The sequence below is a fragment of the Pseudomonas sp. NPDC087814 genome (assembly GCF_044742865.1).
Lineage (GTDB): Bacteria > Pseudomonadota > Gammaproteobacteria > Pseudomonadales > Pseudomonadaceae > Aquipseudomonas.
In genome coordinates this window covers 61,215-83,899 of sequence record NZ_JBIUVK010000021.1, presented here as the reverse complement: position 1 = coordinate 83,899, position 22,685 = coordinate 61,215, and the positions used below count along the sequence as shown (strand labels likewise).

The 22,685-nt window shown below is 60.5% G+C and carries 27 protein-coding genes and 3 tRNA genes; 19 read left to right on the top strand and 11 right to left on the bottom strand.

The window, feature by feature from the left end:
* Position 1: 1 nt before the first annotated feature.
* Both fkpB and ispH read left to right on the top strand, forming a co-directional pair.
* On the top strand, positions 2-439 hold the full coding sequence (gene fkpB / locus ACIOMR_RS17525) for an FKBP-type peptidyl-prolyl cis-trans isomerase (RefSeq protein ID WP_003215879.1): 438 nt from the start codon (positions 2-4) through the stop codon (positions 437-439).
* A 116-nt stretch (positions 440-555) separates the two neighbouring features.
* Positions 556-1,503, top strand: a complete 948-nt coding sequence (gene ispH, locus ACIOMR_RS17520; RefSeq protein WP_003215881.1) for a 4-hydroxy-3-methylbut-2-enyl diphosphate reductase — start codon at positions 556-558, stop codon at positions 1,501-1,503.
* On the opposite strand, the gene ACIOMR_RS17515 is transcribed toward ispH, so the two are convergent.
* Positions 1,457-2,038 (bottom strand): GspH/FimT family pseudopilin, encoded by a 582-nt coding sequence (locus ACIOMR_RS17515; protein WP_177067055.1) that lies wholly within the window; start codon positions 2,036-2,038, stop codon positions 1,457-1,459. The genes ispH and ACIOMR_RS17515 overlap by 47 nt on opposite strands.
* A 218-nt stretch (positions 2,039-2,256) precedes the next feature.
* On the opposite strand from ACIOMR_RS17515, the gene pilV reads away from it, so the two are divergent.
* The 5 genes from pilV (at position 2,257) to thiO (ending at position 5,558) form a co-directional block, all read left to right on the top strand.
* Positions 2,257-2,733, top strand: a complete 477-nt coding sequence (pilV, locus tag ACIOMR_RS17510) for a type IV pilus modification protein PilV (protein ID WP_102369926.1) — start codon at positions 2,257-2,259, stop codon at positions 2,731-2,733.
* Entirely contained in the window at positions 2,730-3,437 is a 708-nt protein-coding gene (locus ACIOMR_RS17505; protein ID WP_177021855.1) for a PilW family protein, read from the top strand. Before pilV ends, ACIOMR_RS17505 begins: the two co-directional genes overlap by 4 nt.
* Positions 3,438-3,444: 7 nt before the next feature.
* Positions 3,445-3,972: a PilX N-terminal domain-containing pilus assembly protein gene (locus ACIOMR_RS17500; RefSeq protein ID WP_102369924.1), complete on the top strand. Its 528-nt coding sequence runs from the start codon at positions 3,445-3,447 to the stop codon at positions 3,970-3,972.
* A 12-nt stretch (positions 3,973-3,984) separates the two neighbouring features.
* Complete coding sequence (locus ACIOMR_RS17495) at positions 3,985-4,386, top strand: type IV pilin protein (RefSeq protein WP_003215892.1); 402 nt, start codon at positions 3,985-3,987, stop codon at positions 4,384-4,386.
* 62 nt (positions 4,387-4,448) lie between these two features.
* Positions 4,449-5,558 carry a glycine oxidase ThiO gene (gene thiO / locus ACIOMR_RS17490; RefSeq protein WP_003215894.1) on the top strand — a complete coding sequence of 370 codons (1,110 nt, stop codon included), beginning with the start codon at positions 4,449-4,451 and terminating at the stop codon, positions 5,556-5,558.
* On the opposite strand, the gene ACIOMR_RS17485 is transcribed toward thiO, so the two are convergent.
* Together ACIOMR_RS17485 and ACIOMR_RS17480 are read right to left on the bottom strand one after the other, a co-directional pair.
* Positions 5,545-5,778 carry a PP0621 family protein gene (locus ACIOMR_RS17485; protein WP_026078011.1) on the bottom strand — a complete coding sequence of 78 codons (234 nt, stop codon included), beginning with the start codon at positions 5,776-5,778 and terminating at the stop codon, positions 5,545-5,547. The genes thiO and ACIOMR_RS17485 overlap by 14 nt on opposite strands.
* 126 nt (positions 5,779-5,904) lie before the next feature.
* Positions 5,905-6,930 (bottom strand): outer membrane protein assembly factor BamD, encoded by a 1,026-nt coding sequence (locus ACIOMR_RS17480; protein WP_401195458.1) that lies wholly within the window; start codon positions 6,928-6,930, stop codon positions 5,905-5,907.
* Positions 6,931-7,079: 149 nt separating this feature from the next.
* On the opposite strand from ACIOMR_RS17480, the gene rluD reads away from it, so the two are divergent.
* The 5 genes from rluD (at position 7,080) to ACIOMR_RS17455 (ending at position 11,943) form a co-directional block, all read left to right on the top strand.
* Positions 7,080-8,042, top strand: a complete 963-nt coding sequence (rluD, locus tag ACIOMR_RS17475; RefSeq protein WP_003215899.1) for a 23S rRNA pseudouridine(1911/1915/1917) synthase RluD — start codon at positions 7,080-7,082, stop codon at positions 8,040-8,042.
* Positions 8,039-8,764 (top strand): peptidoglycan editing factor PgeF, encoded by a 726-nt coding sequence (gene pgeF / locus ACIOMR_RS17470; protein ID WP_134327335.1) that lies wholly within the window; start codon positions 8,039-8,041, stop codon positions 8,762-8,764. The genes rluD and pgeF overlap by 4 nt, the downstream gene beginning before the upstream one ends.
* 151 nt (positions 8,765-8,915) lie before the next feature.
* Complete coding sequence (clpB, locus tag ACIOMR_RS17465) at positions 8,916-11,480, top strand: ATP-dependent chaperone ClpB (protein WP_177027815.1); 2,565 nt, start codon at positions 8,916-8,918, stop codon at positions 11,478-11,480.
* 300 nt (positions 11,481-11,780) lie between these two features.
* A tRNA-Asn gene (locus tag ACIOMR_RS17460) sits at positions 11,781-11,856 on the top strand.
* 10 nt (positions 11,857-11,866) lie between these two features.
* A tRNA-Pro gene (locus ACIOMR_RS17455) sits at positions 11,867-11,943 on the top strand.
* A 192-nt stretch (positions 11,944-12,135) separates the two neighbouring features.
* Here ACIOMR_RS17455 and ACIOMR_RS17450 read toward each other — a convergent pair.
* The 3 genes from ACIOMR_RS17450 to ACIOMR_RS17440 form a co-directional block, all read right to left on the bottom strand.
* Positions 12,136-13,434: an NAD(P)/FAD-dependent oxidoreductase gene (locus ACIOMR_RS17450; protein ID WP_003215906.1), complete on the bottom strand. Its 1,299-nt coding sequence runs from the start codon at positions 13,432-13,434 to the stop codon at positions 12,136-12,138.
* Between the two features lie 60 nt (positions 13,435-13,494).
* Entirely contained in the window at positions 13,495-13,668 is a 174-nt protein-coding gene (locus tag ACIOMR_RS17445) for a DUF3094 family protein (protein ID WP_010174986.1), read from the bottom strand.
* Between the two features lie 89 nt (positions 13,669-13,757).
* On the bottom strand, positions 13,758-14,387 hold the full coding sequence (locus ACIOMR_RS17440; protein WP_008437312.1) for a DUF1780 domain-containing protein: 630 nt from the start codon (positions 14,385-14,387) through the stop codon (positions 13,758-13,760).
* A 100-nt stretch (positions 14,388-14,487) separates the two neighbouring features.
* On the opposite strand from ACIOMR_RS17440, the gene ACIOMR_RS17435 reads away from it, so the two are divergent.
* The 3 genes from ACIOMR_RS17435 (at position 14,488) to ACIOMR_RS17425 (ending at position 15,922) form a co-directional block, all read left to right on the top strand.
* Positions 14,488-14,955: an FAD/FMN-containing dehydrogenase gene (locus ACIOMR_RS17435; RefSeq protein ID WP_401195452.1), complete on the top strand. Its 468-nt coding sequence runs from the start codon at positions 14,488-14,490 to the stop codon at positions 14,953-14,955.
* Entirely contained in the window at positions 14,952-15,641 is a 690-nt protein-coding gene (locus ACIOMR_RS17430; RefSeq protein WP_003215915.1) for an energy-coupling factor ABC transporter permease, read from the top strand. The genes ACIOMR_RS17435 and ACIOMR_RS17430 overlap by 4 nt, the downstream gene beginning before the upstream one ends.
* A 65-nt stretch (positions 15,642-15,706) precedes the next feature.
* Complete coding sequence (locus ACIOMR_RS17425) at positions 15,707-15,922, top strand: hypothetical protein (RefSeq protein WP_003215917.1); 216 nt, start codon at positions 15,707-15,709, stop codon at positions 15,920-15,922.
* Here ACIOMR_RS17425 and yacG read toward each other — a convergent pair.
* The 4 genes from yacG to ACIOMR_RS17405 are packed head-to-tail and all read right to left on the bottom strand — an operon-like array spanning position 15,919 to position 18,819.
* On the bottom strand, positions 15,919-16,119 hold the full coding sequence (yacG, locus tag ACIOMR_RS17420) for a DNA gyrase inhibitor YacG (protein WP_003215918.1): 201 nt from the start codon (positions 16,117-16,119) through the stop codon (positions 15,919-15,921). The two genes, ACIOMR_RS17425 and yacG, sit on opposite strands and share 4 nt — an antisense overlap.
* Entirely contained in the window at positions 16,116-16,739 is a 624-nt protein-coding gene (coaE, locus tag ACIOMR_RS17415) for a dephospho-CoA kinase (RefSeq protein WP_401195447.1), read from the bottom strand. The genes yacG and coaE overlap by 4 nt, the downstream gene beginning before the upstream one ends.
* Positions 16,736-17,614, bottom strand: coding sequence for an A24 family peptidase (locus ACIOMR_RS17410; protein ID WP_003215922.1), 879 nt, complete (start codon positions 17,612-17,614; stop codon positions 16,736-16,738). The genes coaE and ACIOMR_RS17410 overlap by 4 nt, the downstream gene beginning before the upstream one ends.
* A complete protein-coding gene (locus tag ACIOMR_RS17405; protein ID WP_218175026.1) occupies positions 17,611-18,819 on the bottom strand; it encodes a type II secretion system F family protein in 1,209 nt (402 codons plus the stop codon). Before ACIOMR_RS17405 ends, ACIOMR_RS17410 begins: the two co-directional genes overlap by 4 nt.
* A 201-nt stretch (positions 18,820-19,020) precedes the next feature.
* Between ACIOMR_RS17405 and ACIOMR_RS17400 the strand changes: the two genes are divergently transcribed.
* The 4 genes from ACIOMR_RS17400 (at position 19,021) to ACIOMR_RS17385 (ending at position 21,484) form a co-directional block, all read left to right on the top strand.
* Complete coding sequence (locus tag ACIOMR_RS17400; protein WP_087694624.1) at positions 19,021-19,434, top strand: pilin; 414 nt, start codon at positions 19,021-19,023, stop codon at positions 19,432-19,434.
* Positions 19,435-19,520: 86 nt separating this feature from the next.
* Positions 19,521-20,930, top strand: coding sequence for an O-antigen ligase family protein (locus ACIOMR_RS17395; protein WP_401195442.1), 1,410 nt, complete (start codon positions 19,521-19,523; stop codon positions 20,928-20,930).
* A 39-nt stretch (positions 20,931-20,969) separates the two neighbouring features.
* Positions 20,970-21,042 (top strand) — tRNA-Thr (locus ACIOMR_RS17390).
* Between the two features lie 136 nt (positions 21,043-21,178).
* On the top strand, positions 21,179-21,484 hold the full coding sequence (locus tag ACIOMR_RS17385; RefSeq protein WP_008437299.1) for a DUF6388 family protein: 306 nt from the start codon (positions 21,179-21,181) through the stop codon (positions 21,482-21,484).
* Between the two features lie 134 nt (positions 21,485-21,618).
* On the opposite strand, the gene nadC is transcribed toward ACIOMR_RS17385, so the two are convergent.
* Entirely contained in the window at positions 21,619-22,467 is an 849-nt protein-coding gene (gene nadC / locus ACIOMR_RS17380) for a carboxylating nicotinate-nucleotide diphosphorylase (protein ID WP_008437288.1), read from the bottom strand.
* Positions 22,468-22,685 lie beyond the last annotated feature (218 nt).

The window sequence follows — 22,685 nt, the reverse complement described above, 5'->3', positions numbered from 1 at the left end:
ATTGGCTGAGCAACGCATTGGCCAGAACACGGAAGTCACCTTGCATTTCGCATTGCGCCTGGAGAATGGCGACACGGTCGACAGCACGTTCGACAAGGCCCCGGCGACCTTCAAGGTCGGCGACGGCAACCTGCTGCCGGGTTTCGAAGCGGCACTGTTCGGTTTCAAGGCCGGCGACAAGCGCAACCTGCAGATCCTGCCGGAAAACGCCTTTGGCCAGCCCAACCCGCAAAACGTGCAGATCATCCCGCGTTCGCAGTTCCAGGACATGGAGCTGTCGGAAGGCTTGCTGGTGATCTTCAACGATGCGGCGAATACCGAGCTGCCGGGTGTGGTGAAAGCCTTTGATGACGCGCAAGTGACCATCGACTTCAACCACCCGTTGGCCGGGAAAACCTTGACCTTTGATGTTGAAATCATCGACGTTAAAGCGCTGTAACTAACGAAATCGGCCTACTGCAGGGGCGAGCTTGTTGGGGCTGCTTCGCGGCCCAGCGGGAGCAAGCGCCCTCGCCACACAAGCTCGATCCTACAGGGCAAGACACGAGGCACAGCATGCAAATCAAACTCGCCAACCCCCGTGGCTTCTGCGCCGGCGTGGACCGGGCGATTGAAATCGTCAACCGCGCCCTGGAAGTTTTCGGGCCGCCGATTTACGTGCGCCATGAAGTCGTCCACAACAAGTTTGTGGTCGAAGACCTGCGCAGCCGCGGGGCAATCTTCGTTGAAGAACTGGACCAGGTGCCGGACGACGTTATCGTCATCTTCAGCGCTCACGGCGTTTCCCAGGCGGTACGCACCGAAGCAGCAGGCCGTGGCCTGAAAGTGTTCGACGCCACCTGCCCGCTGGTGACCAAGGTGCACATCGAGGTCGCGCGCTACAGCCGTGATGGTCGTGAGTGCATCCTGATCGGCCACGCCGGTCACCCGGAAGTCGAGGGCACCATGGGCCAGTACGATGGCAGCAATGGTGGGGCGATCTACCTGGTGGAAGACGAAAAAGACGTCGCTGCATTGCAGGTGCACAACCCTGAAAAGCTGGCTTTCGTTACCCAGACCACCTTGTCCATGGACGACACCAGCCGCGTCATCGATGCCTTGCGCTCGCGCTTCCCGGCCATCGGCGGCCCACGCAAGGATGACATCTGCTACGCCACCCAGAACCGCCAGGATGCGGTCAAGCAATTGGCCGACGAATGCGATGTTGTGCTGGTGGTGGGGAGCCCCAACAGCTCCAACTCCAACCGCCTGCGCGAACTGGCCGAGCGCATGGCCACCCCGGCCTACCTGATCGATGGTGCCGAAGACATGCAGCGCAGCTGGTTCGACGGTGTCGAACGCATCGGCATCACTGCCGGAGCCTCGGCCCCGGAAGTCCTGGTGCGTGGCGTTATTCAGCAACTGCAGGCCTGGGGCGCCACGGGCGCTGATGAACTGGCTGGCCGTGAAGAGAACATCACTTTCTCCATGCCCAAGGAGCTGCGGGTTCGTTCGCTGCTCTGAGGCCCGGAGTACCGGCATAGCCCCGGCACAAAGCCTGCTCGGTCTTGTTACTGCGCAGGCTGATACGCCCGCTGGCGGCCAGCACTATTTGATACAGGCTCAGTTGCTGGTCCGTCGCACACACGTGGACGGTGCCGGCGCTGAATGCCCCTGCTGACAGCAGCGGTTCACCCAGGCTGCTGAAGCGTATCTGGGTTCTCACCGGCGTATTCCCCACAATCGGTATCTGCCCACTGTCCTGGCGCTCCAGCAGCACCGGGTTTTTGTCGTCCAGATGGCCGCGACCGTTCAGGTCCAGTATCACCCTCCAACCCCGGCTCCAGTCATCGTCCAATGCATGGATAACCACCGTGCGATTGCGTGCGATGGCTTCTGTACGGGCATAACGCAGTCCGCCGGCAAGGGATTCGGCGGCGCTCTGGCGACGTTGCGATTCAAGCAGCCCCTTGAGACTTGGCACTGCCAGATTGGCCAGGATGCCGCTCAGGAACAGGCCCAGAACCAGCTCAATCAGCGAGAAACCACGTTGTTTCATGGGCCGTCCCTCCGTGGACGCGGTGTGCTTTTTCAGTCGGTGCCGGATGGCAGACATAGTTATAGCGCCCAGTCCGGCGGGTCGAATGGTGGCCATTCTGTCCAAAGTATTTCGCTTTGTTCCGGGGGGCAGCGCCCAGGCAATACCGGCGCTAGTCTTGCGTCGCACAGCAGGTTTGCGCTGCTTTCTGATGACCTTCGACATGGATGGCGATGGTAATGAACGCTTTTCCCGTAACGCCCCACCCGCAACCGACCCAGGCCGGAATGACGCTGATCGAGGTCCTGGTATCTGTGCTGATCCTCGCTGTCGGCCTGCTAGGGGCGGCAGTCATTCAGCTCAATGCATTGAAATATACCGACAGTTCCAGGATGACCAGTCAGGCCAGTTTCATTGCCTACGACATGCTCGACCGGATCCGCGCCAATTCGGGTGCTGATTACTCCTGGGGCCAGGGTGAACGCGCGCCCTCCAGCACCTCGGTCGCGAGTGTGCGTGATCTGGACCTGCACGACTTTGAAGCGAATATCGCCGGGTTCGCCGGGGAAAGCGCCAAGGGGTCGGTTGCGGTCAATCAGCGAGAAGTGACCATCAGCATCAGTTGGGACGACTCCCGTGGAGCGAAGGCTCAAGGCACCCGGGAAACATTCACCCTGACCAGCCGGATTGCAGTCGACCCGAGGGTGTTGCCATGAGAGGTCCAGTGTGCGGTTTCAGCTTGGTAGAGATGCTGCTGGCATTGGCCCTCGGCCTGATGTTGATCCTGGGGGTGACCCAGATTGCACTCAGCTCCCGAACCACTTATGCCAGCCAGAGTGCGGCTTCGCTGTTGCAGGATGATGCACGGTTCGCCCTTGGCAAGCTGATTCAGGAAATACGCCAGGCGGGCATGTTTGGCTGCTTGTCCGCTGCATCAATCAGCAACGCTCCCGCAGGTTTTGATCGTCCCATTGGATGGAGTACCACCGGCAGTTCCCGGTCCCTGACGCTGGTGACCGCCGACGTCGGGGAGGGTGGCAGCAAGCCGGACTGGACGGTGCTTTCCGATTGCACCGGCTCTGCCCACGCCTATGTTGGAAGCCCGCCGGCAGCGACGCCCGGGCAAATCCACTTCCCACTGCGCAAGCTGACCTACACCTTTGAGGGCGGGCAGCTGAAGTTCAGCACGCTGGCGGCCCCGAGCAAAGCGGTGCTGGTGGATAACGTGGGGGCATTCGATATCAGTTTCGGCGTGGCCGACAAGCCTGGCTCAACGGTTGTCAGCCGATATGACCCCAACCCCGGCGATGAGTCGCTCATCCGCAGCGTGCGGATTCTGCTGACACTTCAGGATCCAAATGGGTTGGTGAAAGACCAGGCCTACAGCGTGGTCGCGGCACTACGTAATCGCCTGGAGTAGCGTGCCCATGGGTTATTACCTCTCCCGTTCGAGGCAGGCAGGCATGGTTTTGCTGATCAGCCTGGTATTCCTGCTGCTGTTGGCACTCCTCGGATTGTCTTCGATGCAGGGAGCAATCTCGCAAGAAAAAATTACCGGCAGCCTTCGGCAGCGCAACCAGTCGTTTCAGCAGGCCGAAAGCGGCCTCAGGCTTGGCGAGTCTTTGGTGCAGGCGTCAGGTTTCGCCCTGCGCCCTTGCCACTCGATGGCTGCGTGCGCGCCACCTGCCGAATCGGTTTCGGTAGTGGGGCCGGGGACGAATCCCGTATCGACTGTGACCTGGATAGGGATGAAAGATGGCGTCTACGGTATTCAAAACCTGGGGCCGGGAACGGGTTTGGCTCAACTCCCGGCAGAGGCCCAGGCCACCGTCTATCGCGTGACATCAGTGGGCGTCAGTGGGCACTCACGCTCCGTCCTGGAGTCTGTGTATGCCCGTGTGGGCAGCGGGCCCGGCGAGCGTTTCCGAAGAATCATGTGGCGACAACTTCAATAAGTGAGCAGCGCGATGGGCAAGGATTGCACAGGCTTCACCCTGATCGAATTACTGATCGCCGTGGCGATCGTCGGACTCCTGGCGGGCGTCGCCTATCCCGGGTATCTCAGCCATATGAAAAAGGTCTATCGCGCGGAAATTGCCGGGTTGCTGAGTGAGCAGGCACAGTACCTTGAGCGCTATTACGCGAGGAACGGCACTTTTATTGATGCAACTGGCGTCATCGCCGGCAATGATCGCTATAGAATCACCCCTGCATTGAACCCTCAGGATTTCGTTCTGCTTGCCACGCCGGCAATTGACTCGGTGATGGCGGGCGATCCCTGTGCCGCCTTCAGTCTGAGCAGTACCGGTGCGCGAAGCAATCCGGGAGCCGCGCCTGATATGACGCGCAAGGCGTGCTGGGGGCAATGATGAGGAAGCTGGACGATTGGGCGCCGGGCGTGCCTTTTTCTTTTTATCGGCTGGATCGAACAATGGCTAAGCAACAGCAAGTAGTGGTTGTGGGTGGTGGGGTAATCGGGTTGTTGACGGCGTTCAACCTGGCGACCCAAGGGCAAGCGGTTGTGTTGCTGGATCGTTCGGCGGTCGGTCAGGAGTCTTCCTGGGCCGGCGGCGGCATTGTCTCCCCGCTCTACCCGTGGCGCTACAGCCCGGCCGTGACGGCCCTGGCGCACTGGTCCCAGGATTTTTACCCGCAACTGGCAGAGCGTCTGTTCGCGGCTACTGGCATTGACCCGGAAGTTCACACCACCGGCCTGTATTGGCTGGACCTGGATGATGAAACCGAGGCGCTTGCCTGGGCAGCCCGCGAAGGGCGCCCGCTGAGCAAGGTGGATGTTTCAGCTGCCCATGACGCTGTGCCGGTGCTGGGTGCCGGGTTTTCCCAGGCGATCTATATGGCGGATGTGGCCAATGTGCGTAATCCGCGGTTGGTCAAATCCCTCAAGGCGGCCTTGTTGGCCCTGCCGGGCGTGACGATTCACGAGCAGTGTGCGGTTGATGGGTTTATTCAGCAGGGCGGCAAGGTTGTTGGGGTGAATACGGCGCTCGGGCCGATCCATGGCGATCAGGTAGTGCTGGCCGCCGGCGCCTGGAGCGGTGAGTTGCTGGGCCGCCTGGGGCTTGAGTTGCCCGTGGAGCCGGTCAAGGGGCAGATGATCTTGTACAAGTGTGCGTCGGACTTCTTGTCGTGCATGGTCCTGGCCAAGGGGCGTTATGCGATTCCCCGGCGGGATGGGCACATTCTGATTGGTAGCACGCTGGAGCACGAGGGGTTCGACAAGACGCCCACCGACTCTGCACTGGAAAGCCTGAAAGCCTCTGCCGTCGAGTTGATTCCGGCCCTGGCCGATGCCGAAGTGGTGGGGCATTGGGCCGGTTTGCGGCCCGGCTCGCCGGAGGGCATTCCGTATATTGGCAAGGTGCCAGGTTTCGACGGGCTGTGGCTCAACTGCGGGCATTACCGCAACGGCCTGGTGCTGGCGCCGGCGTCCTGCCAACTGTTTGCCGATTTGTTGCTGGGACATGAGCCGATCATTGATCCGGCCCCGTATGCGCCGGCAGGCCGAATCAACGCTGGATAGATTTCGGCCCTTGCTCCAGATGCGCCTGGGTGCAATACCATTCCTGGCGCAGGCTCAAGGCTCGATCCTGTGGCAGGTGAAGGCCACAGTGGGCGCAACGAACCATCTGGATCGGGCCCTGTTCGCTGGGCCGCTGCTGTTTGGCGGCCGGACTTTTGAATTTGCGCCAAAACCATACCGCGGCAGCAATAACGGCGATCCAGAACAGTAGACGAACCATGGTGGGCAGCTTCTCGACAAGGAATCCCGCAGTTTAGCCAAGGACGTGATGGGCGCACAGCGCAATTATGCAGCGCAATAAAAAAGGGAGCTCCGAAGAGCTCCCTTTTTGCATCGCGGCGAACAATCAGTCAAAGATACCGAAAGTCATGTAGCTGAACCACGAGCGATCTTCGTTGTTGCCCAGGGCTTGAGGCCCTTGCTCTTCGATGATGTCGCCGTTTTCGTCACGCGGCTTGAGGTCCGATGGAATCGAATCCTTGGCGTCCTGGTATTGCTTGATGATGTCCCGGTTGGCGCGGGTTTCGCCCGGCGGCAGCGGTGGACGGGACTCGATCAGGCCCAGGGTGTACTTGCTCAACCACGAGCGGTTGTCCGCTTCGGCAACCTGCGGTACGAACTGGCCGTCCTTCAGGCTTGGGTGGTCCGGGTAGTTGAGCTTCAGGGTTTCCAGGCTGGTGGCCGCCAGGGCGTCCAGGTGCAGGCGCTGGTAAGCCTCGGTCATCACGGCCAGGCCGTCACCCACCGATGGGGTTTCCTGGAAGTTTTCCACTACGTAACGGCCACGGTTGGCGGCAGCGACATACGCCTGGCGGGTCAGGTAGTAGTCGGCTACGTGGATCTCGTAGGAAGCCAGCAGGTTGCGCAGGTAGATCATGCGCTGCTTGGCGTCCGGCGCGTAGCGGCTGTTCGGGTAGCGGCTGGTCAGCTGGGCGAACTCGTTGTAGGAGTCGCGGGCAGCGCCCGGGTCACGCTTGGTCATGTCCAGCGGCAGGAAGCGCGCCAGCAGGCCAACGTCCTGGTCAAACGAGGTCAGGCCCTTGAGGTAGTAGGCGTAGTCCACGTTCGGGTGCTGAGGGTGCAGGCGGATAAAACGCTCGGCGGCGGACTTGGCAGCTTCCGGCTCGGCGTTCTTGTAGTTGGCGTAGATCAGCTCGAGCTGGGCCTGGTCGGCGTAGCGCCCGAACGGATACCGCGACTCCAGTGCCTTCAGTTTTGCCGTGGCGCTGGTGTAGCTGTGGTTGTTCAGGTCGGTCTGAGCTTGTTGGTACAACTCGACCTCGCTCAGGTTTTCGTCGACGACTTCCTTTGTTGACGAGCAAGCAGCAGTCATGGCGAGGATGGCGATCAGCAGCAGGTGTTTCACTTGCATGGCGGCTTGCGTCCCTATGACGGCCGCTGTCTTGGGCGGGGCCGTCCTGTTATGATGAGCGCCCCTTGGAAAGCCTCGGGGCAAAAGACGCCGTATTTAACCACAAGCGCGCAGCCGAAACCAAAGGCTGTGCCACGCCTAGTCTGAGCATGTCCGATAAAATTGAACTTCGCGCAGAGGTGCCGTCCGAATTGGGCGGCCAACGCCTCGATCAAGTCGCCGCACAATTATTCGCTGAGCACTCGCGCTCGCGCCTTTCCGCCTGGATCAAAGACGGCCGCCTGACTGTGGATGGAGCGGTTATCCGCCCGCGAGACATAGTCCATGGTGGTGCGATTCTTGAGCTGACTGCCGAGCAGGAAGCCCAGGGAGAATGGATCGCCCAGGACATTGAACTGGACATCGTCTACGAAGACGACGACATCCTGGTGATCAACAAACCTGCCGGCCTGGTGGTTCACCCGGCCGCCGGGCACGCTGATGGCACGCTGCTCAATGCCTTGTTGCACCACGTGCCGGACATCATCAATGTCCCGCGCTGCGGCATCGTGCACCGCCTGGACAAGGACACCACCGGCCTCATGGTGGTAGCCAAGACCATTCAGGCGCAGACGCAGCTGGTCACACAACTGCAGAGCCGCAGCGTCAGCCGGATCTACGAATGCATCGTGATCGGCGTGGTAACCGCCGGTGGCAAAATCAATGCCCCGATCGGCCGCCACGGCCAGCAGCGCCAGCGCATGGCGGTGATGGAAGGCGGCAAGCAAGCCGTCAGCCACTACCGCGTGCTTGAGCGTTTCCGCTCCCACACTCACGTGCGGGTAAAGCTGGAAACCGGTCGTACCCACCAGATTCGGGTGCACATGGCGCACATCAACTTCCCGTTGGTCGGAGATCCGGCCTACGGTGGGCGCTTCCGCATTCCGCCGGCGGCCAGTGCAACCATGGTTGATTCGCTGAAAACCTTCCCGCGCCAGGCGCTGCATGCACGCTTCCTGGAGCTGGATCATCCGACGAGCGGTAAGCGGATGAGCTGGGAATCGCCACTCCCAGACGATTTTGTCTGGTTGTTGTCGCTGCTCAAGCAGGATCGCGAGGCGTTTATCGGATGAGTGACTGGCTGATTCCTGACTGGCCCGCGCCGGCCGGGGTGAAAGCCTGCGTTACCACCCGTGCGGGCGGCGTCAGCGTGGCGCCGTTCGACAGCCTAAATCTCGGCGATCATGTCGAGGACAGCCTCGAAGCCGTGCTCGAAAATCGCCGTCGTCTCTGCGCTGCCTTCAATATCCAGCCCGCCTGGTTGCGCCAGGTTCACGGTGTGGTTGTCGTCGAGGCGGATCCCGGCCGGACTGCCGAAGCCGATGGCAGTTGGACCAGCACTCCGGGCATCGCCTGCACTTCGATGACGGCTGATTGCCTGCCTGCCTTGTTTTGCAATCGCGCCGGTACCCGCGTCGCGGCAGCCCATGCCGGCTGGCGTGGCCTGGCCGCTGGCGTATTGGAAGCGACCGTTGAAAGCCTGGATACCGAGCCTGCCGACGTACTGGTGTGGCTGGGGCCGGCCATCGGTCCGCAAGCCTTTGAAGTCGGCCCGGAAGTGCGTGAAGCCTTTATGCAGCAACTTCCGGAAACGATTGAGGCGTTCGTGCCCAGTCAGAACCCGGGCAAGTTCATGGCCGACATTTACCAACTGGCTCGCCTGCGGCTTGCCGCCCGCGGCGTCACTGCCGTGTACGGTGGTGGTTTGTGCACCGTGACGGATCCCCGCTTCTATTCCTACCGTCGCAGCCCGCGCACCGGTCGGTTTGCCTCCCTTGTCTGGCTTGAACGCTAGACTCCTTTGACTTGGGTCAATCCTGACGCAAGTCAGCGGTCGCCCGCTTGAATCTTCCAGAATCCACCCCATCTATAAGGGTATCTGGCAGGTTTCTTCATTCAGGATGTGTTTGTTCATAGCTCCGGCCTGCTCAAAAGGAAGGTGACTAATGCGTATTGATCGTTTAACCAGCAAATTGCAGTTGGCTTTATCTGACGCCCAATCTCTGGCGGTTGGCCTGGATCATCCGGCCATCGAGCCTGCGCACTTGATGCAAGCGCTCCTGGAGCAGCAAGGCGGTTCCATCAAACCCTTGCTGATGCAGGTGGGCTTCGACGTCAACAGCCTGCGCAAGGAGTTGAGCAAAGAGCTCGACCAACTGCCGAAAATCCAAAACCCGACTGGCGACGTGAATATGTCCCAGGATCTGGCGCGTCTGCTTAACCAGGCGGATCGACTGGCGCAGCAAAAGGGTGACCAGTTCATCTCCAGTGAAGTAGTGCTGCTCGCCGCGATGGACGACAACAGTAAACTCGGCAAATTGTTGCTGGGCCAGGGCGTGAGCAAAAAAGCCCTGGAAAACGCCATCAACAACCTGCGCGGCGGCGAGGCGGTAAATGACCCTAACCACGAGGAGTCCCGCCAGGCCCTGGACAAATACACCGTCGACCTGACCAAGCGCGCCGAAGAAGGCAAGCTTGACCCGGTGATCGGCCGTGACGACGAAATTCGTCGCACCATCCAGGTCCTGCAGCGTCGCACCAAGAACAACCCGGTGCTGATCGGCGAACCTGGCGTGGGTAAAACCGCGATTGCCGAAGGCCTGGCCCAGCGCATCATTAATGGTGAAGTGCCGGACGGCCTTAAAGGCAAGCGCCTGCTATCCCTGGACATGGGGTCGCTGATTGCCGGCGCCAAGTTCCGTGGCGAGTTCGAAGAGCGCCTCAAATCCCTGCTGAACGAACTGTCGAAGCAGGAAGGGCAGATCATTCTGTTTATCGACGAACTGCACACCATGGTCGGCGCCGGTAAAGGCGAAGGCTCGATGGACGCGGGCAACATGCTCAAGCCGGCACTGGCGCGGGGCGAGTTGCATTGCGTGGGTGCGACCACGCTGAACGAATACCGCCAGTACATCGAGAAGGACGCGGCCCTTGAGCGTCGCTTCCAGAAAGTATTGGTGGAAGAACCGAGCGAAGAAGACACCATCGCGATCCTGCGTGGCTTGAAAGAGCGGTATGAGGTCCACCATAAAGTCGCGATCACCGACGGTGCGATCATCGCGGCGGCGAAACTGAGCCATCGCTACATCACTGATCGGCAGTTGCCGGACAAGGCCATCGACTTGATCGACGAAGCGGCCAGCCGCATTCGGATGGAGATCGATTCGAAGCCCGAAGTGCTGGACCGTCTGGATCGGCGCCTGATTCAGCTGAAAGTTGAATCCCAGGCCCTGAAGAAAGAAGAAGACGAGCCGGCGAAGAAACGCCTGGAAAAACTCCAGGAAGAAATTGTTCGCCTGGAACGCGAGTATTCGGACCTCGAAGAAATCTGGACCTCGGAAAAAGCCGAAGTGCAGGGTTCTGCGCAGATCCAGCAAAAGATCGAGCAGTCCCGTCAGGAACTGGAAGCAGCCCGCCGTAAAGGCGACCTGAACCGCATGGCCGAGTTGCAGTACGGGGTGATACCGGACCTGGAGCGTAGCCTGCAGATGGTCGACCAGCACGGCAAGCCTGAGAACCAGCTGCTGCGCAGTAAGGTGACCGAGGAAGAAATCGCCGAAGTCGTCTCGAAGTGGACCGGTATCCCGGTGTCGAAAATGCTCGAAGGCGAGCGCGACAAGCTGCTGAAGATGGAAAGCCTGTTGCACCAGCGCGTCATCGGCCAGGAAGAGGCGGTGGTCGCGGTGTCCAACGCGGTGCGGCGTTCGCGGGCCGGGTTGTCCGACCCGAACCGTCCGAGCGGCTCGTTCATGTTCCTCGGCCCGACCGGCGTGGGCAAGACCGAGTTGTGCAAGGCCCTGGCCGAATTCCTCTTCGATACCGAAGAGGCGATGGTGCGGATCGATATGTCCGAGTTCATGGAGAAACATTCCGTGGCTCGCCTGATCGGGGCGCCACCAGGCTATGTAGGGTACGAGGAAGGCGGTTACCTGACTGAAGCGGTACGGCGCAAGCCTTACTCGGTGATCCTCCTGGACGAGGTCGAGAAGGCCCACCCGGATGTGTTCAACGTGTTGCTGCAAGTGCTGGAAGATGGTCGCCTGACGGACAGTCACGGGCGTACCGTGGACTTCCGCAATACGGTGATCGTGATGACCTCCAACCTGGGCTCGGTACAGATCCAGGAGCTGGTGGGTGACCGTGAAGCCCAGCGTGCAGCGGTAATGGACGCGCTGACCAGCCACTTCCGGCCGGAGTTCATCAACCGGGTCGATGAAGTGGTGATCTTCGAGCCTCTGGCGCGGGATCAGATCGCGGGCATTACCGAGATCCAGTTGGGCCGCCTGCGCAGCCGTCTGGCGGAGCGCGAGTTGTCCCTGGTGCTGAGCCGCGAGGCGTTGGACAAGCTGATCGCGGTTGGTTACGACCCGGTTTATGGCGCACGGCCGTTGAAACGTGCGATCCAGCGCTGGATCGAGAACCCGTTGGCGCAGCTGATCCTGTCGGGCAGCTTTATGCCGGGCTCCAGCGTCGAGGCGACGGTGGAGAACGACGAAATCGTCTTCCACTAAGCCCAAGCGGTACTGCTATAAGAAGAGGCCCCGCATTGCGGGGCCTTTTTTTTCGATAGGGCGTTGAACTGTAAGGCAAAGGCTTGTAAAGTGCGCCCCGCAGCAACGTCAGCCCAACGGTTTCTTCTCCCCAAGGAGAAATCAGAAAGAAGCGCAAATCATTGTCTTAAAAGCAATTTAAAGGGTTGACAGGGGTTTTTAAGATTGTAGAATAGCGCGCCTCAGAGACACTAACGTAGCGATACGGAAGCGTCGAAGAGAAGGTAACATGCAACAACGTAACACTTTGAAATATGTAGTTCCGTGATAGCTCAGTCGGTAGAGCAAATGACTGTTAATCATTGGGTCCCAGGTTCGAGTCCTGGTCACGGAGCCAATTTCAAAACCGGGGTATAGCGCAGTCCGGTAGCGCGCCTGCTTTGGGAGCAGGATGTCAGGAGTTCGAATCCCCTTACCCCGACCATATTAAAAATCCTCGTATCGAAAGATACGGGGATTTTTTTTGTGCGCGGAATCCTGGCCTCACCACAAAACAAATGTGGGAGCGGGCTTGCTCGCGAAAGCGGTGTGTCAGCCAGTGCATCTGGCACTGAACCACCGCTTTCGCGAGCAAGCCCGCTCCCACACTCACCGAGTCCTATCCCGGAACGTGCTGTCAGTGCAGTTTCAGGCGCGGCTCGGTCCCTCGCCCGATCTTGCTCCCCAGCATCAGCATCGCCGTGCGGAAGAAGCCATACAGCGCCATCTGGTGCATGCGATACAGCGACACATAGAACATCCGCGCCAGCCAGCCTTCCAGCATCACGCTGCCCGTCAGGTTGCCCATCAAGTTACCCACCGCCGAGAAGCGCGACAGCGAGATCAGCGAGCCGTAGTCGGTGTACTTGTACGACGGCAGGTCCTTGCCCTCGATTCGCAGTTTCAGCGATTTGGCCAGCAACGAGGCCTGTTGGTGAGCCGCTTGGGCCCGTGGCGGCACATTGCGATCGGTGCCGGGTTGCGGGCAGGCCGCGCAGTCACCAAAGGCGAAGATGTTCTCGTCGCGGGTGGTTTGCAGGGTCGGCAGCACTTGCAGTTGGTTGATACGGTTGGTTTCCAGGCCGTCGATGTCCTTGAGGAAGCCTGGCGCACGAATCCCGGCGGCCCAGACCTTGAGACTGGCCGGGATTACCTGGCCGCTGCTGGTGATCAGGGCGTCGGCCGTCACTTCACTGACGGCGGAGTTGGTCAGGACGGTCACCCCGAGTTTCTCCAGGGTTTTATGTACGGGCCCGCCAATACGCTCCGGCAGTGCAGGCAACACCCGTGGGCCGGCTTCGATCAGGGTGATGTGCATGTTTTCCGGCTTGATCTTGTCCAGGCCATAGGCGGCCAGTTCATGTGCGGCGTTATGCAGCTCGGCGGCCAGCTCGACGCCGGTGGCACCGGCGCCGACGATGGCGACGCTGATCTGCTCTACCACGTCCGTCTGCCCGGCATGGGCGCGCAGATAGTGATTGAGCAATTGCTGGTGGAAACGCTCAGCCTGCTTGCGGGTGTCGAGGAACAGGCAGTGTTGCGCCGCGCCTTCGGTGCCGAAGTCATTGGTGGTGCTGCCGACGGCGATCACCAGGCTGTCGTAGCCCAGCACGCGCGCGGGCACCAGTTCCCGGCCTTCCTCGTCGAGGGTGGCGGCCAGCTGGATTTTTTTCTGCTCGCGATCAAGCCCGCTCATGCGCCCCAGCTGGAACTCGAAGTGGTTCCATTTGGCTTGGGCAACATAATTGAGTTCGTCTTCCGAAGAGTTCAGCGAGCCGGCCGCCACCTCGTGGAGCAAGGGTTTCCAGATGTGGGTGAGGTTGGCATCCACCAGGGTGACGCTGGCGATGCCGCGCTTGCCCAGAGTCTTACCCAGGCGGGTAGCCAACTCCAGGCCGCCGGCGCCGCCGCCGACGATAATAATACGATGGGTCATGGGGATATCTCGCAAGGCTAAAGGAAATCGGTGCAGTTACCTGAGCGAGCGCCAGGCAGCTCATAGCGTCAGGTAACTCAAAAGGCGGCTCAGCAAACCCAGGCCGATCACAGCAACCAGCACCACCGCAAGGAGCAGCCAGGGCCGGAAAGGCTTGCGCTCGACTTGGTTCTGGGACAGTTGCAGGTACTCTTCGACATGCTGTTGGTCGTCGGGGTTCAGGCGGCTGGTCATAAAGGCCTCGTCAGATAGACGTTGCTGAAGGGCGCCACGTTACAGTCGGGTGATTGGCGGCATTGCCTGAAGCATAGTCGCCAACCCGATCACAGGCTGATGCCCACATCGAACACTATGCTGCGCCCCAGATTGTTGCGCAAGAAGTCCGGTGCGTCCGGGTGCGCGAACAGTACGCGGGCGAAGGTCGGCCCCACGAGGGACAGCGAGCGCCAGCCCTGGCGCAGGTACTCGGTGGGAGGAGGGAAGTGACTGTTGAGGTCCAGTACTTCGCGCTTGAGGCTGGCGAAGGCGATGAGGTCCAGCTCCCCCAGGTCCATCCCGCGCTCTTTATAGTTGTGGGCCTTCTTGCGCAGGGTGGGCGCCAGGCGCAACAGGAATTCGTGGGCGGGAATGCGCCGGGGCTTGGCTTCTCGCCGAACCAGTTGGCTCAGGGAAAACGCGCTGCGCCGCCGCAGCAGTTCGTCGCGCCATTCATCGTTCAGGCGCCGGCCTTCATCGAGTACGAAAAACACTTCGAAACTGGCGTCGCGAAACAGCACGTCCGGCGGTTCTTGCCCGGCGGCGTGGAATTCTTCGGCGCGGTAGGGCACGTTCAAGCCTTGCAACAGGCGCTGGCAGACCCAACGCTCACGCTCCCATTTGCGGGCATTGGACAGGAACGCGTTGGCTTGTTCGGCCGCTACGGTGAGCAGGCGCAAATAATCTGAGTCATCCATGTCACCAGCTTAGCGTCCAAATGATGACCGCAGGAAGTCCTGCGTCAAAAGGTCGGTGTAGACTGGCCACTCGACAGTCCCGTGGCATGAGGAGTATGCAGTGAAGGGTTTTGTGGTGCTGTTCTTGAGTCTTTTGCCCGTGTGGGCCCAAGCCGTCGAAGTGGGTGAGCGCGTTGCACCCTGGACGTTGCTTGATCAGTTCGACCAGGCCTACACCCTGGATGACCAGGCGCAAACCTTGCTCGTAGCGCGCAGCATGGACGCCGCCAAGATCGTCGATGCGGCGCTGCAAGGCCAGCCCAAGGGTTACCTGGAGGCTCGGCATGCGGTGTTTCTCGCCGATATCCAGCGCATGCCCCGGCTGATCGCGAAGATGTTCGCGGTGCCGGCGATGCAGGCCTACAACTATCGCGTCATGCTCGACCGCGATGCTCGTGTTACCCCGCGCTATCCCGCACCTGTGGATAAAGTGCTGTGGCTGCAACTGGATCACGGGACGCTGGTGGCGCAGCACGAATACGACTCCGCCGCTGAACTGCGCCAGGCCCTGGAGCAGGTGCAGCCGTGATCAGTGCAGCGGTGCTGGCGCCGGAAACCCTCAGCATCGGCTGGCTGCTGTATGCGCCGGTGGTGATGTGGGCGCTCCTGCGTTCGCCGTGGGTCGAGCTGTTTGCCGACCGCCGACGCCAGCACTTGCTGTTCGGCACCGTATTCGCACTGTTCATGTTGTGGTTGGTGCGCCGGGATTTCGACACTGGGGTGTCCTACCACTTCATCGGCATGACCGCCGTGACCTTGTTGCTCGATTGGCCCCTGGCGATCGTCGGAGGCTTTGCCGCGCAAATCGGCCTGGTGTTGCTCGGCCGCCAGGACCTGGCCGCCGTGGGGATCAACGGCATGCTGCTGATCCTGTTGCCGGTGCTGGTCACCGAAGGCTGTGCGCTGCTGGTGGAGCGGGCGAAGCCACGCAATCCCTTTGTGTATATCTTCTGTTCGGGCTTTTTCGCCGCCGCACTGTCGGCCTTGCTGTGCCTGCTGGCAGGCCTGGGGCTGCTGTGGTTCGATGGCCGTTTTGCGATGCCGGAATGGATCGAGGATTTTGTCGGCTACTTGTGGCTGATCATTTTCCCCGAGGCCTTTATCAACGGCATGGTGATCAGCGCCCTGGTGGTGTTCTGCCCCGAGTGGCTGGAGACATTCAACCGCACTCGCTACCTCTCGGCGCCCTGGAAGGATGACGATCCGCGGCCTTGATCCAGGTCAAATGCCGCACGCGCAAGTGGTCGCATGCTCTGCAAAATTTCCAGGAGCACGGAATCATGAGTGTGTACGAGTGGGCACGGCAGGAGTTACGCAGAAGCCAGGACGCGGCGCAGGAAATCGGCTTTGACCCGGGCTTGACCCTGCGCGCCATGCTCAGTGCGGTGGTGCAGCAGAGCAAGGGCGTGCGCAGTTTTGAAGACCTGGCCGACGAGCTGCAGTACCTTGCAGAGAATCTCGACGACCAGCAGGACTATGGCTTTATGCGGCCTTAGTGTTTGGGCTGAAAGTCTTCGGAGAACAGGTCGTCCTCGGCGTCCGGGCTGACCGGGATCTTGTGTTCCTCGGACGCCCAGGCGCCCAGGTCGATCAGTTTGCAACGGTCCGAACAGAAGGGACGGTTGACGTTTTCTGCTTTCCATTCCACAGGTGCGCCGCAGGTTGGGCATTCGACGTTCAAGGGTTGGCTCATGATCGGCCTCCACGCAAAGTAAGGTAAAAGTGGTGCAGTCGCTCGACCTCGGCGTGCAGCCGGGCCAGGTCCTGGTCATTGACCAGCACGTCATCGGCATGGCGCAGGCGGTCTTCACGGGTGGCCTGGGCCTTGAGAATCGCCTGCACCTGCGCTTCGCTGATGCCATCGCGTTGCAGGGTACGCTGTATCTGCAACGATTGCGGCACGTCGATCACCAGCACCCGCTGGGTCATGGTGTACTGGCCGGACTCGATCAGCAGCGGTGACACCAGGATCGCGTAAGGCGATTGTGCACGCGCCAGGTGGCTGCGAATCTCCTCGGCGATCAGCGGGTGCAGCAACGCCTCCAGCCAGCGGCGCTCGTGGGGCACTTCGAAGATCAGCTTGCGCAACGCGCCGCGGTCCAGTTGCCCGTCAGGCTGCAGCACATCCGCACCGAAATGCCCGGCAATCTGCGCCAGGGCAGGGCGCCCGGGTTCGACTACCCAGCGCGCGGCGTGGTCGGCGTCAATCAAGTCCACGCCAAGCCGGACGAAGTGTTCGGCGGCCGCGCTTTTGCCACTGCCGATGCCGCCAGTGAGGCCAAGAATCCAGGGTGTTGCGACAGAAGTGGTCATCTGAAACCGACAGACTGCAAATAGAAGTCGGTTATTTGACCACCCCAGAGCAATGCAATCCAGCCGGCAATTGCCAGATACGGACCAAAAGGCATTGGAGTGGATGCGTGGGCTTTGCGCAGGCGCAATAGAATCAGGCCTCCCATCACACCCACCAGGGAAGACAGCAACAGCGTCATCGGCAGGATCTGCCAGCCGCCCCAGGCACCGAGCATGGCCAGCAGCTTGAAATCCCCGTGCCCCATCCCGTCCTTGCCGGTAATCAGCTTGAACACCCAGAACACCGACCACAGGCTCATGTAACCGGCTACCGCGCCCCACAGCGCATCGGGCAATGAAACAAAAACGCCAAAGCTGTTGAGGATCAGGCCCAGCCACAGCAACGGCAGCACCAGCACATCCGGCAGCAGTTGGTGGTCTGCATCGATCAGGCTCATCGCCAGCAAGCCCCAACTCAACAACAACACCGCTCCGGCTGCCCAGCCAAAACCGAAATGCCAGGCGACAACCGCCGAGATCAGCCCGCACGCCAGTTCGGTGATGGGATAACGCGCGCCAATAGGTTGATGGCAACTTGAGCAACGTCCCTTGAGCAGTACATAACTGAGCAGCGGAATATTCTCCCAGGGGCGAATCGGGTGGCTGCAGTGTGGGCAACAGGAGTTGGGGCGCATCAGGTTATAGGGAGCCGCGATGGGCTCGGCGGGAAGGCCCAGTACTTCATGGGCCTGGGCTCGCCATTCACGTTCCAGCATCTTCGGCAGGCGCCATACCAGCACGTTGATAAAACTGCCGACAATCAAGCCCAGCAGCAACGCGCCTGACACAAACACCCACGGCTGATAAACGAGGATCTCAGTCAGTGGCGTGCTCAAAAGGCTGTACCGAGTTGAAAGATCGGCAGGTACATGGCCAGCACCAATGCCCCGACGATGCCGCCGAGTACCACCATGATCAGCGGCTCCATGAGGCTGGTAAGGTTGTCCACCAGGTTATCGACGTCAGCCTCGTAGTGGCAGGCGACTTTTTCCAGCATGTTATCGAGGGTGCCCGACTCCTCGCCGATAGCCGTCATCTGGATCGCCATGCCTGGAAACAGGCCGCTTATGGCCATGGATTCATTCAGCTGGATTCCGGTTGCAACGTCGTGCCGCATACGATTGATTGCCTGTTTGAACTGCCCGTTACCCGTGGCGCCGGCCACGGAATCCAATGCCTGCACCAATGGAACGCCCGCCGCAAAGGTGGTCGAGAGCGTGCGAGCATAGCGGGCGACCGCCGATTTTTTCAGCAGTGTGCCTGCCACGGGAGCTTTCAACAAACTGGCATCGAGCCAGTGGCGAAAGCCTGTGGACGAGCGATAGGCTTTGCGCAGTCCTGCGAAACCGGCACCCGCCGCCAGGATCAGCATCCACCAGCTTTGCTGCATGAACTCCGACAGGCTGATGACGCCCAGGGTAAAGCCCGGCAGTTGTGCATCGACGCCGGCAAACAACCCCTGAAACTGCGGCACCACGTGAATCAGCAGGATTGCGCTGACAGCGGTGGCGACTGCCAGTACCGTCACGGGATAGGTCATGGCCTTCTTGATTCTGGCTTTCAGTTGTTCGCTTTTTTCCAGGTGAATGGCCACCCTTTCCAGCAGCGCTTCGAGTGCGCCCGCCTGTTCACCCGCCGCAACCAGGTTGCAGTACAGATCATCGAAGTAGCGTGGGTATTTCTGCAAGGCGACAGCCAGGCTGCTGCCGGCGGCGATCTCCTGCTTCAAGCCTTGTACCAGCTCCCGCATATGCCGGTTGTCGAAGCCCTCGGCGATGATATCCAGCGCCTGTAAAAGTGCGATACCAGCCTTCAGCAGCGTCGCCAATTGGCGGGTGAAGAGGGCGATCTCTGCCGGTTTGACCGGCAGGGCGAGGCTCGGCCAACCGGCGAATTTCTTGCGTACGCGCCCAGGATTGATACCTTGCTGGCGCAGCAGTGCCTTGATCAGGGCGGGATTGTGACCGCGGGTTTCTCCGGATACCTTGCGCCCTTTGCGGTTGACGCCTTCCCAGGCATAGATCGCTGAAACATCATTCATTTCACGGTTCCGCACACAGACAGTGGAAGATTTATAGCTTAGTCAGGTGACGAATTCGGGCAGGCTCGCCGTGAGCGAAAAAATGTCAGTTTGTGCGTCTTGTTCAGCATTGGTTGCGCGGGGGTGAGTACACTGGCGCGGTTGCCGAGACGGGGTGCAGGATGCGCCTCGCGAAAGGTTTTATTCTGGAGAGTGAATGTGATGCGTCAGAAAGGTTTTACCTTGATCGAATTGTTGATCGTCGTGGCAATCATCGGCATTTTGGCCACCATCGGCCTGCCCATGTATACCAAGCACCAGGCCAAGGCCAAGTTCACCGCAGGGCTGGCCGAAGTCTCCGCGTTGAAGGCGGGCTTTGAAGACACGCTGAACCAGGGGACGCCACCGACCCTGGCATTGATCGGCGGGACCAGCCCCACGGCCAACTGCAAGATTGACGTGACCGGCGACATCGCCACCGGTGCTGGCACGATTGCCTGTGAAATCCTCGATGCACCCGCGCCGGTCCTGGGCAAGATCATCACCTTGACCCGTAGCGCCACAACCGGCTGGAAGTGCACCACCACGGCAGAAGACCAATACGCCGCTAAAGGTTGTGCTTCCGGCGGCGCGTGATCATCAGGTCGTCTACTGTTTACGCAGCAAGGAAGAGCGTGTGTGTAAACCGCTCTACGCCCATCACAAGGAAGTAGAGGTTGCCGATGACGTCGTCTGTCCAGCAGCGGGGGAACATATTCCTCGTCGTGGTTATGTGTCTGCTGATGCTGGCTATCTGCGCGCCGTTCAGTAGCCATGACTGGCAACGTGCGGTGCAGATATCCGTGGGGCTGTGTGCGGTGGTGTATGGGCTGTGCTTGCCACGGGCAGAGCGATGCGTAGACAGGTCGACAGCGCTCGGGGTGTCGCTGATCGGGGGCGCGGGGCTGGTTTCGGCCCTGTTGGCCCACCAGCCACTCTGGGCGTTGACCGAGCTGGCGCTGCTCATCAGTTGTTGCGCCACTGCTGTGGCTTTCAGCCGGGCCAGGCGCAATGGGGATGAGTCCCTGGATCGTGTATTGGTCCTGTTCGTATTGCTGCTGTGCATGGTTAAAAGCATTCAATATCTGCACGCCGGGGTCCTCGCCTTCACCAGCGGCGAAGCAATCGTGAATACCGATTTGCTGTTGTCCGGGTTCTCCAATAAACGTTTCTACGGTCAGTTCCAGACCTTCACCCTGCCGCTGCTGGCGCTTCCCTTGCTGGTTTCAAACGTCGCTCGTCCAGCGCGGGGCGCAGTGTTCGCCCTGCTGTGTGTCTGGTGGCTGATCGCGATCGGTGGCGGTACCCGCGGCACCTGGCTCGGTATGGGCGCTGCCGGCTGCGTGCTGATGTTTCTGGGGCCGCAGGGGCGCCGTTGGCTGGGTTGGCAGTTGGCGGCACTGGCCTGTGGGTTAGTGTTGTATTGGTTGGTCTTCACAGTGCTGGCAGGGTACTTGGGGATTGTAATTTCCAATGGTGCCGTAGATCGACTGACCACCAGCCTCTCGGGGCGTGGGCCGATATGGTGGCAGGCCTGGAGCATGATTATCGAGCGGCCCTGGCTGGGTTTCGGGCCGATGCATTTTGCCGACATCGCCAATGACATTGCCGCTCACCCTCACCAGGCGATTCTGCAGTGGGCCAGCGAATGGGGCGTACCGTCGACGCTCTGCATGATCGCGTTGGTTGCGTGGGCGGGTTGGTCAACCTTGGGCGTGTTGCGTGAGCGTGCGTTGTCCTTGGCGCCCGTGGACCTGTTGCGCCTGTGCCTGTTTGCCTCGCTGATCGGTGCACTGACCCAGGCACAGGTGGATGGGGTAATCGTGATGCCGGTGTCGCAACTCTGGCTGGCGCTGGTGGTTGGCTGGCTGATGGGATTGCATGTGTGGCGCGTTCCATCGGTCGCCCCGGTACCGGCGTTGTACAGGGTGTGGATGGCCGCGAGCGTCGTGGCCGTGGGCTTGCTGGTGTTCGTCGCGATTCGTGACGTGCCCCGACTCAAGGAGCGCAGCGAGCACTACATGGGCCTGAGTAACGGTCACCTGCAGCCACGCTTTTGGGTGCAAGGCGTGATTGCCCTCGAAATGCAGTGAGTTGCCGGACGTCCAAGGCAGTGCTAGCTTTAGCCCACCGCCCGTGTAGCTCAGCCGGTAGAGCAGCGCACTCGTAACGCGAAGGTCGCAGGTTCGATTCCTGTCTCGGGCACAAAGGCAACACAGTTTTCAGATGATCCCAGAATGGTTCTGAAGGCCAGACGAACCGGTATTCATGCCTGTTCTTTTGTATCTGCGCGACCTTGATGACCCAGATGCATCCCCATTCCTCGATCTAAGAGAACGACATGACCACACAAGAAATGACCCAGGAAGCGCGGCACGAAGCAGCCCTCAAAAAGTACGTCGCGGAGTCGCCGGAACTGCTGGATGAGATCAAGGACCTGAGCGCCGATGATCAAAGGGACCAGATCCAATGGGCGTTTGAGGATGAGGCCGAGGCCCAGGGCCTGCAGCCATGGGAACTGACCCTGAAGTACACCTCCACCCCCGAAGCGTTCGAGGCGGCGCGCCTGGCTTTGCACAAGGAAGCGGCCGAGGTGTTGGGTGTCGACTGGAACGAGTATTGCGGGATGAACAATCTCGCGATCTGACACAAGTTTGATGTGGCGAGGGGGCTTGCTCCCGCTGGGTTGCCAAGCGACCCCGAAAACCTTTGGAGCGCTGCGCACTCCAGCGGGAGCAAGCTCCCTCGCCACAAAAGCAGGCGCTTACATTCAAGGGCGTTTCAGAGACTAAGCCGCATCGACAAATCCACCGCCTTCACATCCTTGGTCATCGCCCCGATGGAGATGTAGTCCACGCCGGTTTCAGCGATGGGCAGCAGGGTGCTTTCGTTGATCCCGCCACTGGCCTCCAGCTTGGCTTTGCCGTTGTTCAGGCGCACCGCTTCGCGCATGTCATCCAGGCTCAGCTCATCCAGCATGATGATATCGGCGCCCGCCGCCAGTGCCTCACGCAGTTCCTCCAGGCTTTCCACTTCGATTTCCACCGGCTTGCCCGGGGCGATCTTGTGGGCGGCGCTGATCGCCTGGGCAATGCCGCCGCAGGCCGCGATATGGTTTTCCTTGATCAGGAACGCGTCATACAGGCCGATGCGGTGGTTGTGGCAACCGCCGCAGGTCACCGCATATTTTTGCGCCAGGCGCAGGCCGGGCAGGGTCTTGCGGGTATCCAGCAGCTTGACCTGGGTGGACGCGACAAAGTCCGCCAGGTATTGGGCGCGGGTGGCAACGCCTGACAACAGTTGCAGGAAATTCAGCGCGCAACGCTCGCCACTGAGCAGCGAGCGGGCCGGGCCTTCGAGGTGAAACAGCGCCTGGTTGGGGCTGACACGTTCGCCGTCGCGTACCTGCCAATGCACCGCGACGCGTGGGTCCAATTGGCGAAACACCGCTTCCACCCAGGCCGTGCCGCTGATGACGGCGGCGTCGCGCGTGATGATCGTGGCCTTGGCCAGGCGTTCGGCGGGGATCAGTTGTGCGGTGATATCCCCGCTGCCGATGTCTTCCAGCAGTGCGCGACGCACGTTGGCTTCGATTTCGGCGGTCAGGTCGGCTAGACGAAGATTGGGCATAACAGGCTCCACAAACAAAGTGCCTGGATTATAGGGGCAGGGCGGGCCTGAACCCAAGGCAACTGGCACCACGGGTGCGGTGCGCGATGTTCATTTACACGGCAATCACAGAGTTCGCTGGCGCAACAACCCTCATTTGCAAGATAATCTCGCGCCTTGCAATTGGCGTCATAGCTTTGACGTCACGGTGATAGCCCGATTTTCGCAGTGCCCCGGCG

What these genes read in the sequence shown, in the direction of transcription:
- coaE (WP_401195447.1), bottom strand. Translation starts at nt 16,739, where the DNA reads ATGACCACTTCTGTCGCAACACCCTGGATTCTTGGCCTCACTGGCGGC.
- ACIOMR_RS17450 (WP_003215906.1), bottom strand. Translation starts at nt 13,434, where the DNA reads ATGACCCATCGTATTATTATCGTCGGCGGCGGCGCCGGCGGCCTGGAG.
- ACIOMR_RS17480 (WP_401195458.1), bottom strand. Translation starts at nt 6,930, where the DNA reads ATGCAAGTGAAACACCTGCTGCTGATCGCCATCCTCGCCATGACTGCT.
- pgeF (WP_134327335.1), top strand. Translation starts at nt 8,039, where the DNA reads ATGAGTGACTGGCTGATTCCTGACTGGCCCGCGCCGGCCGGGGTGAAA.
- ACIOMR_RS17505 (WP_177021855.1), top strand. Translation starts at nt 2,730, where the DNA reads ATGAGAGGTCCAGTGTGCGGTTTCAGCTTGGTAGAGATGCTGCTGGCA.
- ispH (WP_003215881.1), top strand. Translation starts at nt 556, where the DNA reads ATGCAAATCAAACTCGCCAACCCCCGTGGCTTCTGCGCCGGCGTGGAC.
- ACIOMR_RS17395 (WP_401195442.1), top strand. Translation starts at nt 19,521, where the DNA reads ATGACGTCGTCTGTCCAGCAGCGGGGGAACATATTCCTCGTCGTGGTT.
- rluD (WP_003215899.1), top strand. Translation starts at nt 7,080, where the DNA reads ATGTCCGATAAAATTGAACTTCGCGCAGAGGTGCCGTCCGAATTGGGC.
- ACIOMR_RS17445 (WP_010174986.1), bottom strand. Translation starts at nt 13,668, where the DNA reads ATGACCAGCCGCCTGAACCCCGACGACCAACAGCATGTCGAAGAGTAC.
- clpB (WP_177027815.1), top strand. Translation starts at nt 8,916, where the DNA reads ATGCGTATTGATCGTTTAACCAGCAAATTGCAGTTGGCTTTATCTGAC.
- pilV (WP_102369926.1), top strand. Translation starts at nt 2,257, where the DNA reads ATGAACGCTTTTCCCGTAACGCCCCACCCGCAACCGACCCAGGCCGGA.
- ACIOMR_RS17485 (WP_026078011.1), bottom strand. Translation starts at nt 5,778, where the DNA reads ATGGTTCGTCTACTGTTCTGGATCGCCGTTATTGCTGCCGCGGTATGG.
- ACIOMR_RS17500 (WP_102369924.1), top strand. Translation starts at nt 3,445, where the DNA reads ATGGGTTATTACCTCTCCCGTTCGAGGCAGGCAGGCATGGTTTTGCTG.
- ACIOMR_RS17515 (WP_177067055.1), bottom strand. Translation starts at nt 2,038, where the DNA reads ATGAAACAACGTGGTTTCTCGCTGATTGAGCTGGTTCTGGGCCTGTTC.
- thiO (WP_003215894.1), top strand. Translation starts at nt 4,449, where the DNA reads ATGGCTAAGCAACAGCAAGTAGTGGTTGTGGGTGGTGGGGTAATCGGG.
- ACIOMR_RS17405 (WP_218175026.1), bottom strand. Translation starts at nt 18,819, where the DNA reads ATGAATGATGTTTCAGCGATCTATGCCTGGGAAGGCGTCAACCGCAAA.
- ACIOMR_RS17400 (WP_087694624.1), top strand. Translation starts at nt 19,021, where the DNA reads ATGCGTCAGAAAGGTTTTACCTTGATCGAATTGTTGATCGTCGTGGCA.
- nadC (WP_008437288.1), bottom strand. Translation starts at nt 22,467, where the DNA reads ATGCCCAATCTTCGTCTAGCCGACCTGACCGCCGAAATCGAAGCCAAC.
- ACIOMR_RS17495 (WP_003215892.1), top strand. Translation starts at nt 3,985, where the DNA reads ATGGGCAAGGATTGCACAGGCTTCACCCTGATCGAATTACTGATCGCC.
- ACIOMR_RS17425 (WP_003215917.1), top strand. Translation starts at nt 15,707, where the DNA reads ATGAGTGTGTACGAGTGGGCACGGCAGGAGTTACGCAGAAGCCAGGAC.
- yacG (WP_003215918.1), bottom strand. Translation starts at nt 16,119, where the DNA reads ATGAGCCAACCCTTGAACGTCGAATGCCCAACCTGCGGCGCACCTGTG.
- ACIOMR_RS17440 (WP_008437312.1), bottom strand. Translation starts at nt 14,387, where the DNA reads ATGGATGACTCAGATTATTTGCGCCTGCTCACCGTAGCGGCCGAACAA.
- ACIOMR_RS17385 (WP_008437299.1), top strand. Translation starts at nt 21,179, where the DNA reads ATGACCACACAAGAAATGACCCAGGAAGCGCGGCACGAAGCAGCCCTC.